The following is a 16,029-nucleotide window of genomic DNA, read 5'->3' as shown; positions in this document are numbered from 1 at the left end:
CGGCGTGCCGTCCCGTCCCCCGTGGCGCCGTGTCCGGCGCGAGAGGCGGGCCGCAGGGGTTCCGTCGGTCCCTACCGGCGTTCGGGCCCGATACCCCCGGGGCGCAGGTGGTCGAGCAGGCTCCGCTGGACCGCCAGGTCGGCAGGGGCGGTTCCTTCGCCGATGGCGTACCAGACGGAAGGGGCCGTCGGCGGCCCGAACGGGATACCCCGCACCGGCGCCGACAGGACGTGGTCGACCCCCAGCCCGGTCGTCGCGGCGGGACCGATCCCCAGCCCCATCGGAATGACCGGCGCGGCCGTGCCCGCCGTGTGGGTCAGGTCCGGCCTTCCCCGGGTGCGGTGCACGGTGAGGCGATGGAGGTCGCCCTCCTCGGCCAGCTGCTCGACCAGGGGAATGAGGGAGTCCGGGGCGCAGGCGGTGTCCTCGGGAGCGCCCACCGCCAGGGCGACGTCCTCTCGGACCCCTTCGGGAACACGGCTCACGCGCAGGGTGCCGGTGAACACCCGTGAGCCTTCGCCCTGGCCGGTGGGGCCGTTGAAGACCGTCCAGGTCGCTTTGGGGGCCCGGCGACGTGCCAGCCCGGTGAGGTCCTCGGGGCTCCACGCCAAGGGAGCGGGCTCGCTCGTGCCCCACACGGTGGGAAGAGTCCCCGTCAAGCCCCGGCCCAGTGTCTCCAGGCCGGTACCCAGGACAAGGCCCTGTTCCGGAGGACGGATCACGCTCAGGTCCACCAAGAGGACGGACCGCTCGTCCGGGTCGTTTTCCCGCGCCTCGGTCCACCTGTCGTCCGGTGCCCCCTCCGCACGGACGAAACCCATGTCCTCGTGCCAGGCCAACGGTGCGCCGGAGAAGCCGTCCCGGTAATCGCCCCGGGGGGTGCGCACCACCCAGCGGGTGAGGGGACCGGTCAGCGCCGACCGCAGGATGTGGGTGAGGCGTGAGGTGGAGGGAGTGACCAGTTGGAAGGCGCGCCGTGCATGGGCGTGCGTGTACAGGGCGTCGACCATCCAGGCGTCCATGGCCACCACGGGGCGGTCCTGGACGGCGACGGCGACTCCGGTCGTGGTGAGGGTGACGGCGGGGTGCTCGGTGGCCCCGGTGAGCAGCGGGTCGTCCCATTCCGGAGTGGTCTCGGGCGACCAGACGACGCCGCCGAACTGCTCGACCAGGGCATCGGCGAACCTGCGCACGATCTCGCGGGTGTCCGGCCCCCGGGCGCCGGTACGGGCGCCCCTGGCCTCCACCCAGTAGGGCTGTGCGGGCAGTGCGGGGCCCAGGCCGGGCGCCAGGAGCCGGCCGACCTCGGTACGGGAGGAGAGCCGCTGCGCGGCCTGGACCGCGGCGACCATCCGGCCGGTGCCGTCCCGGAGCTGAACGAGTGCCCCGTCCGCGACCGGGCGCACGCGCAGCTCCGGGCCTGCGTGGACCAGGGCACGTGTCATACCGCGCAGGGTGGGCGCCCTGTCGAGCAGAGCGACGACATCATGGGTCATACGGGTCCTCGCGTCGAAAGCGATCGGTCACAGCGAGACCCACCTCACGCGATCCGCTGCGGTGAGCTTTCACGTCGCGCGCACCTTTTGCTGTCACGTGATTCAGAGCCGGTCTGTCGCATCGAAACCGAGGCCTTCTGCTTCAGTGGTGGGAGTCAGAATCCCATATTTTTCCGGCGTTGCGAAGTAGGTGGGTTCACCCTCCTCGATCTCAACGTCCAGCGAGGTTTCGATTTCCTTGAGAACGGAGGCCAGGCGCGGCGCGTTGTTGTTGTAGACCTCAGGGTGCGGCTGCCCGGAGAAATCATAATAGGACCAGATGTCGTGCATGACCCAAAGTGTGCCCCAGACCGCGAACTCGTCCATGGACAAGAAGGCGCCAATCAGCTTTTGCTCCCGCTTGGTATGGCCTTCGTTGTTTATCCATACTCCGGGGCCTAGGAGTTCGAGTTGACCGGCGAGAGCATCCGTGTACCCGGCCGGTCGGCTCGCTGAAATCATCTGCACCAGATCATCCGGAGAGGTGCTCGCACCTTCGTGCATCGAGATGAGAGATCGAAATCCAATGGGCCCGACTCCTGCCCGGTGCCACGAGACCATCATCTGAGACAGATCCAGCAGTCCGTGTTTTTTGAGAATTTCTGCCATGGAGAGCGCCGCACGGGCGCCGCGCCCAAGATTGCCGTTCTCTCCATCGCTTTCCGTCTCGATCTCCCAGTTCCATGCTGCAGTGGTCTCTGGAGAGCTCAGCAATCGCGTCATTTTCCTACTCCGGGTAGATCTGGGTGTCAGGTGGAACTGTCATCACGCCATCCGTGAAGTATAGCCTGAATGCTACTCCGGAACTCATCGACCTGTCGCTCAACCTGCGCACCATGGCTTCGGGGAGTTCGTTGATCGACTGATTGACCTCAAATATGCCGACCCTCCTGGTTCCATCTGCCGTCGGTCCTGAAAGCTGGTCGACGACGGTGTTGTAAAATTTCCTGACTCCATTCTTACTTTCCACATCTTTGATCTGGTAAGAGAACTGATTCTCCCTGGTTTCGGACTTGATGACGACGTCAACATCATCTCCTGGAACTCCCGAGTTTGGCGGGAACTCGATGTCCCTTGCCGAACGCCCTTCCAGTACCAGGTCGTATGCGAACCGGAGTTCAGCTGCCGCACCCCTGAATTTGTGATCCTTGCTGGACCCGAATTTGGCCAGCAAATCACTGAAACTGTCTGCTGCGTTGAGTTTGCCCGATTGGATGATCTGTGTGACCTGCCGACCTTCTCCAGTGAGGGTTTCCTGTAGTTTTCTTATGATCTTGTCTTTCTGGCTCTCGCTCAGGTCGAGTTCGTCCAGGCTGCTTCTGACATCTTCGATTCTCAGTTCCGGATCGTTCGGATCCAGGTTTCCACTGTCGTCCCTCCTAATGGAGAATCCGGACCCACTGCTTCTCTCTGAGATCGAAGAGAGCTCCTGGATCTCAGACGTTCCATCCGGGTCGATCGACTCTGGGTCGCCGTTGTCGGGACCGGGGCCCGGTGGGCGGGGAGGTTCAGGCGGACCTCCAGAGGAGGACCCACCGGCGTCCGGTTCCTCGGTTTCGCGGATGGTGACGGGGTTCTCGTCGCGGTCCGGCTGTGGTGCGGGGCCGCCGTTGTCGGTGTTGTCGGTGACCTCGTCGTCCGCCCGTAGTTCGGCGCCGTCGGGGGTGACGGGGATCCGGGATCCGTCTTCGGGGCCGTCACCGCCTCCTGTGGTGGTCTGGGCGGGGTTGATGGTCCAGGCCGCGTCCGGATCGAGGTCGGCCATCCGTCCGCCGTCCTGGCGGTCCATCCGGTCGGCGAGGTCTTCGTTGTCCCGAGCCATCTCCGCGAAGGCCTGGTCGATCTCCTGGGCGGTCGGGTCCGGTTTCTGTTCTTGGCCGGTGTGCTGCTGTGGGGCATCGTCAGTGGTGGCCGTGTCCGGGGAACGGTCCGGTACCACGGGCTCGGGCCGGGGCTCTGGAGCCGGGTTCTCGGGCCGTGCGTCCGGCCCCCGTTCCGGCGCGGGGGGTGGACCGTGCGCTGCCTCCAGGTCGGACAGGGCGGTGTTCATGTCCTCGATATCGGAGGGCGCCCACTCCCCGTCGGAGGAGAAGGCCCCCTCCCCGGGAGCGGAGGGAGAAGAGGAGTGCGCACCGTTGCCGTGAACACCGGAGCCGGAGCCGTTGCGGTCCCGCCCGCTCTCGGCGCCGTCATCCCCCGACAGGTGGGGCCCGCTTCCGTCGCCGACGCCGCCGAAGATCCGCATCACGCGGCTGACCGTCAGGGGCACGCCCACGACCGCGCCGGCGCCGGTGGCGGTCAGCGCCACCCCGGCACCGATGAGTGCCGCGTTCGTGCCCAGCGTGCCGAAGGCGTAGCCGGGACGCTCCTCCAGCTCCGTCCACGGGAAGAACCCGTGCACCGCGTCCAGGCGGGCGTTGGTGTAGACCTCGACGCCCTCCCTGAAGCCTCCCACCCAGTCGTCGGTCTGCGGGTTGTAGACACCGGCCCAGGCGCCCATGCCGACCAGTGCGTCGCCCCAGTAGGCCTCGGCGTTGGCCCCCAGTCCCCGGTGAACCAGCCGGGATCCCCGTACGCTCCGACCATGCCGCCGAGGTCCTCGGCCCCGCCGCGTACCACGTCCCACGCGGCCAGGGCGGCGTCCATGGTCCAGTAGTAGTCGGTGCCCTGCGGGGTGCCCCACGGGGTCGCGACGTTCTCCAGCGGTTCGTCGAAGCCGTAGAGGACCTCCCCGGGGCGGGCTGTGCGGTGCCTTCGAGGTCGCCTCCGATGAAGGTGGTGCCGCCGAAGGTCCGGGTGATCGTGTTGGCGCAGTCCCGTTCGGCCTGCTGGTACTCCTGGACCAGGGCGTTCACCTTGCCGAGCAGGCCGTCGTGCTCCCTCCCCTTCTCGCTCACGAAGTCGAAGGGGTGCTCGCTGCTGTTCCAGTCCTCGTCGCTCCTGATCTCGGCGACCAGTTCGCGTGCCTGGGCGCGCAGCGCGATCAGTTCGCCGCGGATGCGCTGTGCGGTTTCGGCGAAGTCCTCCAGCGCGCGGGCTGCGGTGTTCAGGGCCTGGTCGGTGTCCTCGCCCTTGGTGGGGACCGGGTCCACGGCGACGAAGAGCGTCTCGGCCTCCGGGGCGCTGTAGACCCCTTGGAGGCCGGCCCAGGAGGAGGAGATGTCCGCTCCGGCCTGGGAGATGCCCTCGCCGTCGGCCTTCATCCCGGCGGCGGCGCTCTGGAGTTCGTAGACGTTCGCCTCGGGGAGGGGAATGGCGTCCGGGTCGATGAGGCCGTCGCTCACAGGGGGGTCTCCACGCGGGGGTCGGAAAGAACGGGGGCGAGGGGTCAGAAAGCGGAAGGAAGGTCTCCGCCGTTCCCGTTGCCGTCCACGGGGGTGAAGGTCTTCCCGGCGTTGGCCTGGGCTTCGGCCGCCATGTCGAGGTCGCCGTTGACGTAGTGCGTGGTGGCCTCGCCGGCCCCGGTGACCGCGCTGGTGGTGAGGGCGACCATGTCGCCGACCTCTGCGAAGAAGTGCCCTGCGAACTCACCCAGCGCCATCTCGATCGGTGGGCTGTGGGCTCCGGAAGCGGCGTCGGCCAGGTGTCCTTCCAGGGACGTCAGGTGGCCGGTGAGTCCTTCGGTTCCTTCTTCGTCTCCGACGTGTCCGGAAACGGTGCCCAGGATTGCGCCGACCTCGGGGGGCCGGATGTTCCATGTGGACACGGGGATCCTCCCGGGGCGGTGATGGGGGACGCAGCGGGTTCGTGCGCTGCCGTTGTGTGACCGATCATGTCATCGATGGCGCAAAAGCCCCAGCGGCCCCCAGAGCGGTGGAGGTAGAAGCGGAGGCGTGTTCTTCCTGGCAGAGGGCGCCGTCACCGGATCCGGGCAGGTGTGCGCGTGGCATTCCCCGCTGACCGGAACCGGTCACGCCGCCGGGGGCCGCGTTCCCGAGGGCCGCGCCGGACGGACACGTGGCCGGCGGCGTCCGATGACGCCGCGAGGAATTCTTGAAGGGGCGTTCGCCCGCCCCGGAGCATGCGCCCGGGCCGTCGACCCCGGGGGGTTCCGGGATGCCGCGGACACGGGGTGGGGCCTGGCCGCGCACCCGACGCCGTGGTCGTGCGTGACACGACGGGGTGTCCGCCTCCGTGCCTGGAACGCCCTGGTGGCCGGGGATTACATCTTTGGCCGCACATGGCCGTTTTTCACCACAAAGAGATCATGAGTGCCACGATGACCGATGCAAACACTGTTGAGAGAACGGACTGTTGATGCTGAAGTCTCGCGTGGTCGTCCTGACGGCACTGCTGGGAGCGGGCGGCGTCCTGCTCGGCGCCGCACCCGCAGCGGCCTCCGACGCCGCACCGGCGGGTGTGGTCGTGGAACGGACCGCGGTCGCTCCGGCTCCCACCGCCGCGGACCGGGGCCCGATCGTCGCCGCACCGCCGGAGAAGGTCATCGGCGAATACCCGACCCAGCGCGCGTGCAACGAGGCCGGTCGCCGCCTGGGCGGGGAGTCCTACCGCTGTGCCAGGAACCAGCACGGTGACTGGATGCTCATCGTTCCCCGCGTCTGACCCCTGCGGCCGAACACCCCGGAGGGAGACCCCGTCCGCGGCGCCCGGGATGCGGAGGTACGCCGCCCGGGCGTCCATCACCTCCCAGGGGAGGGCCCCCGCCGGCGTCGCCCTCCTCGAACGCGGCCTCCCCGGCCGGGACCGGCTTCCAGGTCCGCAGCGCCCCACCGAGGCCCGCCCGGGCCACGGCGCGCCCCCGGGGAACACCACGGGCAGACGGCCTTGCCACCACGGGCCCGCCCGCCTCACCGAGGCCGGTCCCACCGCCCCTCAGCCGAGCACGGCCAGAAGGCGTTCGGCGACGCGGCGCGCGGTTCCGGGCGGGTTGTGCGGGGTGGCGGCGCCGGCGGGGCCGAGCTGGAGGAGCCAGCACAGCGCGACCAGGCGGCGGAACCCGCGCACCCGCTCGGCCTCCCTGGGGGCCAGGTCCAGGCGGGCCAGCAGGGCGTCGGGGTCCAGGGTGCCGTCGAGACGGGAGATGTGCTCGGTGAGCTCGCCGAGTTCGAAGGCCCGGTCGTTGCTCCCGGAGTCCTCCCAGTCGACCAGCCGCACCTGCTCCGTCCGCGCGTCGTAGAGCAGGTTGGCGTGGTTGCCGTCGGCCGGACCCAGGACGGGAGGGTGGGTGGCGTCCAGCAGGCGGTCGGGGTCGGTGGTGGCCATCCACGCCGCCCCCTGTTCGTGGGCCTTGCGCACGAGGGGGTCCTCGCCGGGGTCGGGGCGGGCCGCGAGGAACCGGCGGACCTTGGCCACGGCCGTCCGCGGCCCCCACGGCGCCGGGGCGAGCGCGGTGACCGTCCCGGCGGGGATCCGGTGCAGCCGGTTCAGGGCGCGGGCGATCGCGGCGACGTGGGCGTCGGTGGCGTCCTCGCCGCGCAGGACGCGGCCGGGCAGGCGGCTCATGGTGATGGCGGGCGGCTCGGCGTCCAGCTCGGCGTGGAGCGGACACGGCGCCAGGCCGGGCGCGTACCGGTCCAGGACCTGGAGCGCCGTCCACTCCCGCTGCGGCTCGCCCCGGCCCCAAGCGCTGTAGCGCTTGACCACGACGTCGTCGCGGAGGTCGATGTGGTGGGTGTGGAATCGGGTGGTCATGCGCTCTCGGCTCGCCGTGGTCGCTGCGGGGCCGTTCGGCCCGGCCCCCGGTGCGGGACACCGCGAGGCTACCGCGGCCCCGCCCCCGCCGGCAGGCGAACGGGCGGCTGACAGGCCGCGACGGCGCTCCGGTCCTGCCTTCCCGGAGGCGGGGAGGGGGCCGATCACCCGGAGGGTCCGGTCGGCGGCCACGGCCGGGGAGGAGGGGAGGGCCGCCGGGTGCCCTCGACCGTTCCCGCCACGGGACGGGATGCGAGGCGTCCGTGTGCGGAGCACCGACGGGGCCGTCCAGGGGGATGTCTCCGGCACGTGTCGGCGGCAGCGGCAACCGCGCGGCGCCGACCGCTCTCCGACCGGGACAGGGAGCCTGCCGACCCCCGACCGTCACCGCGAGGCCGGCCGGGGTGACGCCCCGGGCGCGACGCGGCGCACGAAGCCGTGGCCCCGCGTCGAGCACGTCTTCCGTTGCGGAGTCCGTGCCCGCACCTTGCACAACCGCAAGACCGCGTGCCATATCGCGGCGGTTCGGTGAGGCTGGGCGCATCCCGATCACAAGGAGTCCCGATGGGCACGAAAGACGCCATCGCCTTCCGGGACGGCGTCCACGCGGCCCGGCCCGTGGCCACCGGCCCCCGACCGGACCGGGCGGCCGTCCCGCCGAGGCCGCCGCCCAGGTCCCGCTCATCCGCCGCACCGCCCGGCAACGGCCGCTGCGCGGGCCACGCCGACATCCCCCGCGAACAAAGAGACGGAGCGGTCGGACGCCGACCGCGGCGCCTCCTCCAGTCCTCCACGAAAAGGAACACATGACCACCGCACCACGGCCGTCACCGCGCCGTTTCCCCAGGCCCACGCGGGCGCTCGCGGCGCTCCTGTTGACGGTCGGCCTCGCCGCCTGCACCACACCGGCCACCGACGAGGTCCCCGCGTACGCCACCGCCACCGAGGGCGAACCGGAGTTCGAAGGCACCTTCCGGCACGAGTTCGCCGACGTCGACGGCGTCCGCATGCACTACGTGACCGGCGGCAGCGGACCGCCGGTCGTGCTGCTCCACGGCTGGCCGCAGACCTGGTTCGGCTGGTGGCCGATCATGCCCGAACTCGCCGAGCACCACACCGTCTACGCCGTGGACCTCCCCGGGCTGGGTGACAGCACCGGGTCCCCGACCGGCTACGACAAGGCCACCCTCGCCCGGTACGTGCACACGCTGATCGCCGATCGGCTCGGGGTGGAGGACGCCGCCGTCGTCGGACACGACTTCGGCGCCGCGGTGGCGTTCCAGTACGCCGCCCAGTTCCCGGACGACACCGCACGCCTGGGCTACCTCGACCTGCCGCTGCCCGGGCCCGAGCTGGACGCGTCCACGTACCGCTCGCTGAGCTGGCACATCGCCTTCCACTCCCAGCCCGAGATCCCCGAAACGGTGGTCGGCGACGACGTCCGCGACTACCTGGCGCTGTTCTACCCCCAGGTCTCCTACAACGGGACGGCGTTCGGCGGCACCTCGACCCGGTCCCCGTTCACCGACGCCGAGATCGACGAGTACGCGCGGACCTACGACGACCCCGACGCCCTGTCGGGCGGCTTCGAGCTCTACCGCGCCCTCGACGAGGACGTCCGCGACGTCGTGGAGGCGGAGCCGGTGGACGTTCCGACCCTGCTCATGGCCGCCGAGGGCCAGCTCGACCCGATCCGGGCCACGGTCGCCCCGCGCCTGACCGACATCGTGCGCGCGGTGGACGTACCGAACGCGGGGCACTGGCTCATCGAGGAGAACCCCCGGTACGTCACCGCGGAGTTGCTGCGCTTCCTCGACGCGTGACCTGAACCACCGTGGGCCCGCGGCCGGCGGCCCCGTGTTCCGCTGGAACCGGGGCCGCCGGCACCGGCGCCGATCAGCCGAGGACGGCGTACGCCTCACCGCCTTCGAGCGCCTTCGCCCCCGACCGGGTGCTTCCGTCACCGGGTCCGGCGGCGAGCGGCACAGGGGCGCGACGGCCTCCACGGGCCCGTCGACCGTCGTGACGGGGGAGGCGCCCGCGCCAGCAAGGCACGGAAGGAGATTCCGCGTGCCAGGGCCACCGGGGCCGGTGCTGCGGGTGTGTCCGGCGCGAGTACCGCCCCGCGGGCCCCTCCCCGCCCGGACCGGCGGGGAGGGACCCGCGGGGCGGCGGCCTCAGCCCGCCCCGGCGCCCCGGCCGGGGACGCGGCGGACCGCGATGCCGCGCGGCGCGAGCACCCCGTCCGCCTCCCCGGCGGACCCGGTCAGCGGGGTGCCGGGCAGGCCGTCCAGCACGACCGGCTCCTCCGTGCGGTTGGCCAGGAAGTGGTACTCCACGCCCCCGCCCCCGTCCCCGCGCACGGCCAGCTCCACCCGGCCCCGCAGGTGCCCGGGCAGCTCCGCGCCGACCCCCGCCGCCTCCAGCAGGCGGCCCAGCAGGGCGGTGCGGTGCTCCTCGTCCAGGCGGGTCGAGACGTAGGCGGCGCTGCCCCCGCCGGGGACCGCCCGCCGGGTCACGGCCGCCCGCCCCGCCAGGTGCCCGTCGGCGTAGCGGGCCAGGACCTCGGTCGCGGGATCCGTCACGGTGATCCGGTCCGACCACACCGTCCCGGCGGACCCGTCGTCCAGCGCCGCGGACACCCCCTCGTCCAGCGGCGCGAACTCGTCCACGCGCAGCCCCAGCAGGTCCCGCAGCGGCCCCGGGTACCCGCCCGGGTGGACGTGGTCGTCCTCGTCGACGATCCCCGAGAAGTACGTGGTGACCAGGTGGCCGCCGCCGGACACGTAGTCCTCCAGCCGGCCGGCCGTCGCCTCCGGCAGCACGTGCAGAAGCGGCGCGACGACCAGCCCGTACCCCTCCCAGGAGGCGCCGACCGGCAGCACATCCGCCCGCACGCCCGCCCCCAGGAAGGCGGTGTACCAGTCCAGGGCCTCGCGCTGCGCGTCCAGCAGCGAGCTGGGCAGGGAGTCCCGGCGCACCGCCCAGCCCGACTCCCAGTCCACGACGACGGCGGCCCGGGCCGGCAGCCGCGGCGTCCCGGCCACCTCCGCCAGGTCCTCGGCCAGCACCCGGCCCAGCTCGGCGGCGTCGGCGAACACCGGGCTCTGGGGCCCGGCGTGCGGCACCATCGCCGAGTGGTACTTCTCGGCCCCCGCCGCCGACTGCCGCCACTGGAAGAAGCACACGGCGTCGGCGCCGTGCGCCACGTGCAGCAGCGAGTCGCGCGCCAGCTCCCCCGGCGCCTTGGGCGGGTTGACGGCCCGCCAGTTGACCGCGCTTGTGGAGTGCTCCATCAGGTACCACGGACGGCCCCCGGCCAGCCCGCCGGTCAGGTTGGCGCTGAAGGACAGCTCGTCGGCGCCGCCCGGCCCGGGGCGCACGTAGTGGTCGTTGGAGACGAAGTCCACCTCGCCCGCCCAGTCGGCGTAGTTCATCTCCGAGACGTGGCCCATCACCATGAAGTTGGTGGTCACCGGGACGTCCGGGGTGATCCGCCGCAGCACCTCCCGCTCGGCCCGCAGGTGGTCGCGCAGCGCGTCGGAGGAGAAGCGCGTGAAGTCCAGCTGCTGGGTGGGGTTGACGTGCGAGGCCGCCAGCCGGGGCGGCAGGACCTGCTCCCAGTCCCCGTAGCGCTGGGACCAGAAGTCGGTGGCCCAGGCCCGGTTGAGCCCGTCCACGCTCCCGTAGCGGTCGCGCAGCCACACGCGGAACGCCGCCGCCGCGTCGTCGGAGTAGTCGTAGAAGTTGTGGCAGCCCAGCTCGTTGGACACGTGCCAGGCGGCCAGGGCCGGGTGGCCGCCGTAGCGTTCGGCCAGCGCCTCCACCAGCTCCAGCGCGTACCTGCGGAACACCGGCGAGGTGGGGCGCCAGTGCTGGCGGGCGCCCGGCCACACCGTCTCCCCGGTCCGGGTGACGGGCAGGACCTCGGGGTGGGCGGTGGTGAGCCAGGCCGGGGGAGAGGCGGTGGCCGTGGCCAGGTCGACGGCGGTGCCGTTGCCGTGCAGCAGGTCCATGACCTCGTCCAGCCACCCGAAGTCCCAGGTGTACGGGTCCGGCCGCAGCCGGGACCAGGAGAACACGCCCACGGTGACGATGGTGACGCCCGCCCGTCGCATCAGGCGCAGGTCCTCCTCCCACACCTCCCGCGGCCACTGCTCGGGGTTGTAGTCGGCGCCGTAGCCGAAGCGGCGGCGGTCGGGGTCGCGCGGCCAGCGGAGCCAGTCGCGTGAACCTGCCAGGGGCATGGTGGGGTCCCTTCGCGGGGTCGGGGCGGTCGTTTCCTCGTGTGCTCTGCGCCGTCCGGCGCCCCGGGCCCGGGGCGCCGGAGGGGCCCTCAGCCGCCCTCGGTGACGGTGAAGCCCTGGTCCTCGCCGTAGCGGACCGAGGCCGCCTGCCAGTCGGCCAGCCCCTCGGCGAGGGTGGTCCCGGAGACGTAGGCCTGCCCGACGGTGTCGTTGAACAGGGAGTTGGCGTGCGCCTGGTAGGGCAGGTAGGACCACCCCTGGCCCACGTTGGCGGCGGACTCGGCGTAGACCTCGTTGACCCGCTGCCCGCCGAAGTACTCCGACTCCGCGGACGTGAACTCCTCCGACTCCAGGTCGGCGGTGGTGGCGGGGAACGCCCCGCCGCCGATGCGGGTCCCGACGCCGTCCCCGGCGTTGGCGTACTCGATGAACGCGTAGGCCAGCGCCTCGTTCGGCGCCCCCGCCGGCACGGCCAGGGAGCTGCCGCCGTTCTCGGCGCTGGAGGGGTCCCCCTCCTCCCAGGCGGGCGGCGGGGCCACCCGCCAGGCGCCCGCGGCGCCGGGCGCGCCCGCCTCCAGGTTCAGGCCCATCCAGGCGCCGGTGACCAGGGTGGCGATGCTGCCGTCGCCCAGCGCCTGGTACCACTCGTCGGTCCAGGCGCTGACGTCCATGAGCAGGTCCTCGTCGATCATCCGCTGCCAGGTCTCGGTGTAGCGGACGGTGCCCTCGTCGGTGAAGTCGATGGACACCTCCTCCCCGGCCACCCGGTAGGGGCGGCCCCCCGACTGCCAGATGTAGGTGGTGGTGCTGCCCGCGTCGCCGTTGTCGGCGGCGATGTACACGTCCGGGTCGGCCTCCTTGAGCTCCCGGGCGGCCTCGACGTACTCCTCCCAGGTCGTGGGCACCTCCACCTCCAGCTCCTCGAACACGTCCCGGTTGTAGAACAGGGCGATGGGCCCGGAGTCCATGGGCAGGGCGTGGACCGCGCCCCGCCCGTCCGAGACGGCGTCCCACGGCCCCGGGGAGTAGGAGCCCTCCAGGCCGGCGGCGCCCAGCGGGGCCAGGTCCAGGAGGTTCCCGGCGATGGTGAACTGCCCCAGCGCGTAGTACTCGACCTGCGCGACATCGGGCAGCCCGGACCCGGCGGACAGGGCGTTCTGCAGGGCGGTGTACTGCTCGTCCCCGGTACCGACGTTGACCAGGTCCACGGTCACGCCCGGGTGGGCGGCCTCGAAGTCCGCCACGACCTGCTCCAGGGTGGGCTCCCAGGCCCAGACGGTGATCTCGCCGCCCTCCTCCAGGGCCGCCCGTACGTCCTCGGCGGAGACGCCGGGCGCGGTGTCGCCGCCGGAGCCGCAGGCGGTCAGCGCCAGGCACAGGGCCCCGGCCGCGGCGGCGGCGCGCGTCCGGAGCCGGGGGCGGGGGGTGGGTGGAGTGTTCACGGGGGGTCTCCTCGGTCGGGGTGGTCCGGTGTGGGGGAGGGGCCGCGGGCCCGGGGCTCAGCCCTTGAGGCTCCCGGCGGTCAGCCCCGACCGCCAGTAGCGCTGGAGCAGCAGGAAGGCGGCGATCAGCGGGACGATCGTCAGGAACGACCCCGTGATGACCAGGTGGAACACCGGCTCCCCGCCGGCCGTCGCCGCCTGGGCGTTCCAGGAGTTGAGGCCGACGGTGAGCGGGAACCAGTCGGGGTCGCGGATCATGATCAGCGGCAGGAAGTAGTTGTTCCAGGTCGCCACCATCGTGAACAGCAGGACGGTGGCGGTCCCGGGCGCCAGCAGCGGCAGCGCCACGGTGAGGAAGGTGCGCAGCTCGCCGGAGCCGTCGATGCGGGCCGCCTCCAGCAGCTCCGCCGGTACGGCCTGGGCGGCGAACACCCACATCAGGTACAGGCCGAAGGGCGAGATCAGCGAGGGGACGATCACCGCCCACGGGGTGTCGGTCAGGCCCAGGCGGCTGAACATCAGGAACGTGGGCACGGCCAGCGCGGTGCCGGGCACCGCCGCCGCGCCCAGCACCGCGGCGAACACGGCCCGGCGGCCGGGGAAGTCGAACCTGGCCAGCGCGTACCCGCCGAGCACCGCCAGCAGGGTGGCCCCGCCCGCGCCCAGCACCACGTAGAGGACGGTGTTGAGCAGCCACCGCACGAACACCCCGTCGCCGTAGGCCAGGGTGGCGGAGACGTTGTCGAACAGGGAGAACTCGGGGCCGAACCACAGGCCGAAGGTGCCCAGCAGGGACTCCTGGCTCTTGGTGGCGTTGACGAACAGCCACACCAGCGGGACCAGGGAGTACAGCAGGGCCAGGCCGGTGACCAGGGTCAGGGCGGGACTGCGGCGGGGGCGGCGCGCTCCCCGGCCCCAGCGGGCGCGGGGCGGGCGCAGCGGGCTGGGCGCGCGGCGGCGGGGCGGGCGGGCGGGAGCGGAGGTGCCCACGGGTCACACCGCCCTTCGCATGCCGAACAGCTGCACGGCGTAGGCGACGGCCATCGTCAGCAGCCCCATGATGACCGCCACCGCCGCCGCCTGGTTCTGCTGCTGGCCGGAGAAGGCCAGCGAGTAGGTGTAGAGGTTGGGCGTGTACCCGGAGGTGATGGCGTTGGGCGCGAGGTTGCGCAGGATGCTGGGCTCGTTGAAGAGCTGGAAGCTCCCGATCACGGAGAACACGGCGGCGATCACCAGGGCCCCGCGCAGGGCCGGGAGCTTGACGGCGGTGATCACCCGCAGCTGTCCGGCCCCGTCGACCTCGGCCGCCTCGTACAGCTCGTGGGGGACCGTGCGCAGCGCCGAGTAGAGGATGAGCATGTTGTAGCCGACGAACTGCCAGGTGACGATGTTGCCGATGGAGGCAAGGACGAGGCCCGGCGAGAGCGGGTCGGGCAGGGTGATGCCCAGCAGGTCGTTGGCGTTGCCCACCAGCCCGAACCGGGTGCCGTACATGAAGCCCCACATCAGGGTGGCCACCACGGCGGGGACGGCGTACGGCAGGAAGATCGAGATCCGGAAGAAGTCCCGCCCGTAGAGCCGGCCGCTGTCCAGGGCCAGCGCCAGCAGCAGCGCCAGGAACAGCATGATCGGCACCTGGACGGCGAGGAAGAGCCCCACCCGGACCACCGCGTCCCAGAACACCGGGTCGGTGAAGGCGGTGCGGTAGTTGTCCGCGCCGACGAAGGAGGTGCCGCCCACCAGCCGGTTCCGGTAGACGCTGAGGTACAGCGAGTAGGCGATCGGGGCGACGAAGACCAGCGCGAAGACCGTCATGAAGGGGGCGAGGAAGCCCCACCCCGCCCAGCGCCGGCCCGGTCCGCCGCGGGGCGGCGGCCTGCGTGCGGGCGGTGCGGGCGCGGTGGCCGTCGACGTCATGGGCATCCCTCGTCGAGCACTCCGTGCCGACCCGCCGCGGCGGCCCCGCGCACGGGGGACGGCCGGTGGGCACCGGGTCATGTTTACGCAAACATTTCGGTGTCGGGAGTGTTGCACCGCCGTTGCCGGGGGTCAAGGGGGGTTGGGGGGGCAACCCCGGAGGGTCACCGCCGCGGCGGCGCGGTGCTCTCGCGCACCACCAGCCCGGTGGGGACCACCGCGGCCCCCCGCGGGGCGGCCCCGCCGCGCAGCCGGTGCAGCGCGCCGGCCACGAGCCGGCGCCCCACCTCGGCGAAGTCCTGCCGGATGGTGGTCAGCGGCGGCAGGAACGACGCCGCCTCGGGGATGTCGTCGAACCCCACCACGCTCACGTCCCCGGGCACCGACCGCCCGCTCACGTGCAGGGCGCGCAGCAGGCCCAGCGCCATCTGGTCGTTGGCGGCGAACACCGCCGTGCACGCGGGGTCGGCCGCCAGCTCCAGCCCCAGGCGGTAGCCGCTCTCGGCCGACCAGTCGCCGTGCAGCGGCGCGGGCACGGGCAGGCCCCGCTCCCGCAGCGCCGCCCGCCAGGCACGGGCGCGGCGCTCGGCGGCGATGGACCGCTGCGGCCCGGCCAGGTGCCACACGGTGCGGTGGCCCAGCTCCAGCAGGTGCAGGACCGCCGCCCGGGAGCCGCCGGCCTGGTCGGTGTCCACCGCGGTGTAGTGCTCGTCGGCCTCGGAGTCGGCGACGACCACCGGCAGCCCGGGCGGCAGCCGGACCACGGCGTCGTCGACCAGGTGGACCTCCATGACCACGATGACGGCGTCCACCGCCAGCTCGCCCAGCCGGGTGAACGCGCCCAGCACCTCGTCCTGGGTCTGCGCGGACACCGGGATGAGGGTGATCGCGTACCCCTCCTCGGCGGCGGAGGCCGCGATCGCCTCCAGGGTGCGCACGCTGCCCGTGGTGTGCAGGGTGAACACGATGACGCCGAGCGTGCGGAACTCGCCGCGCTTGAGGGCGCGGGCGGCGCTGTTGGGGCGGTAGCCCAGCTCGCGCATGGCGGCCAGGACCCGTGCGCGCGTGCGCGGGTCCACGCTGGGGCTGCCGTTGGAGACCCGGGACACCGTCTGGGAGGAGACGCCCGCCAGCCGTGCCACGTCGGCCATGGAGACCCGGGCGCCGCGCCCCCGCGCCCCCGCGGTGGCCCCACCGCCCTCGGACATCCTCACGCCCCGTACCCGCTGCCGCGCC

The 16,029-nt window shown here is 72.4% G+C and carries 12 protein-coding genes; 2 read left to right on the top strand and 10 right to left on the bottom strand.

The features are described from left to right. Positions 1–71: 71 nt before the first annotated feature. From BUE45_RS02990 to BUE45_RS02970, 4 genes are all read right to left on the bottom strand, one after another. Positions 72–1,496 carry a DUF6177 family protein gene (locus BUE45_RS02990; RefSeq protein WP_073374590.1) on the bottom strand — a complete coding sequence of 475 codons (1,425 nt, stop codon included), beginning with the start codon at positions 1,494–1,496 and terminating at the stop codon, positions 72–74. 102 nt (positions 1,497–1,598) lie between these two features. Then, positions 1,599–2,249: a hypothetical protein gene (locus BUE45_RS02985; RefSeq protein WP_143173241.1), complete on the bottom strand. Its 651-nt coding sequence runs from the start codon at positions 2,247–2,249 to the stop codon at positions 1,599–1,601. A 13-nt stretch (positions 2,250–2,262) separates the two neighbouring features. Next, on the bottom strand, positions 2,263–4,035 hold the full coding sequence (locus tag BUE45_RS02980; RefSeq protein ID WP_073374586.1) for an ICP22 family protein: 1,773 nt from the start codon (positions 4,033–4,035) through the stop codon (positions 2,263–2,265). A gap of 828 nt (positions 4,036–4,863) precedes the next feature. Continuing rightward, a complete protein-coding gene (locus tag BUE45_RS02970) occupies positions 4,864–5,241 on the bottom strand; it encodes a DUF6507 family protein (protein WP_073374582.1) in 378 nt (125 codons plus the stop codon). Between the two features lie 551 nt (positions 5,242–5,792). Between BUE45_RS02970 and BUE45_RS02965 the strand changes: the two genes are divergently transcribed. Then, a complete protein-coding gene (locus tag BUE45_RS02965) occupies positions 5,793–6,098 on the top strand; it encodes a hypothetical protein (protein WP_143173240.1) in 306 nt (101 codons plus the stop codon). A gap of 270 nt (positions 6,099–6,368) precedes the next feature. Here BUE45_RS02965 and BUE45_RS02960 read toward each other — a convergent pair whose 3' ends face one another. After that, positions 6,369–7,187, bottom strand: a complete 819-nt coding sequence (locus BUE45_RS02960) for a phosphotransferase family protein (protein WP_073374579.1) — start codon at positions 7,185–7,187, stop codon at positions 6,369–6,371. Between the two features lie 806 nt (positions 7,188–7,993). Between BUE45_RS02960 and BUE45_RS02955 the strand changes: the two genes are divergently transcribed. Further along, positions 7,994–9,010 (top strand): alpha/beta fold hydrolase, encoded by a 1,017-nt coding sequence (locus BUE45_RS02955; RefSeq protein ID WP_073374577.1) that lies wholly within the window; start codon positions 7,994–7,996, stop codon positions 9,008–9,010. 354 nt (positions 9,011–9,364) lie between these two features. Here BUE45_RS02955 and BUE45_RS02950 read toward each other — a convergent pair whose 3' ends face one another. From BUE45_RS02950 to BUE45_RS02930, 5 genes are all read right to left on the bottom strand, one after another. Further along, positions 9,365–11,434: a beta-galactosidase gene (locus BUE45_RS02950; RefSeq protein WP_073374576.1), complete on the bottom strand. Its 2,070-nt coding sequence runs from the start codon at positions 11,432–11,434 to the stop codon at positions 9,365–9,367. A gap of 89 nt (positions 11,435–11,523) precedes the next feature. Continuing rightward, complete coding sequence (locus BUE45_RS02945; RefSeq protein ID WP_073374574.1) at positions 11,524–12,876, bottom strand: ABC transporter substrate-binding protein; 1,353 nt, start codon at positions 12,874–12,876, stop codon at positions 11,524–11,526. Positions 12,877–12,933: 57 nt separating this feature from the next. Continuing rightward, on the bottom strand, positions 12,934–13,866 hold the full coding sequence (locus tag BUE45_RS33735) for a carbohydrate ABC transporter permease (protein ID WP_073374572.1): 933 nt from the start codon (positions 13,864–13,866) through the stop codon (positions 12,934–12,936). A gap of 3 nt (positions 13,867–13,869) precedes the next feature. Next, positions 13,870–14,793, bottom strand: a complete 924-nt coding sequence (locus BUE45_RS02935) for a carbohydrate ABC transporter permease (protein ID WP_073374570.1) — start codon at positions 14,791–14,793, stop codon at positions 13,870–13,872. A gap of 164 nt (positions 14,794–14,957) precedes the next feature. Further along, a complete protein-coding gene (locus BUE45_RS02930; RefSeq protein ID WP_073374568.1) occupies positions 14,958–16,001 on the bottom strand; it encodes a LacI family DNA-binding transcriptional regulator in 1,044 nt (347 codons plus the stop codon). Positions 16,002–16,029: the final 28 nt, after the last annotated feature.

Origin of the sequence: Nocardiopsis flavescens, assembly GCF_900141985.1 — a bacterium.
In the GTDB taxonomy this organism is placed as follows: Bacteria; Actinomycetota; Actinomycetes; order Streptosporangiales; family Streptosporangiaceae; genus Nocardiopsis; species Nocardiopsis flavescens.
The sequence above is the reverse complement of the archived record's forward strand: the minus strand, read 5'-3'. Positions and strand labels throughout refer to the sequence as shown.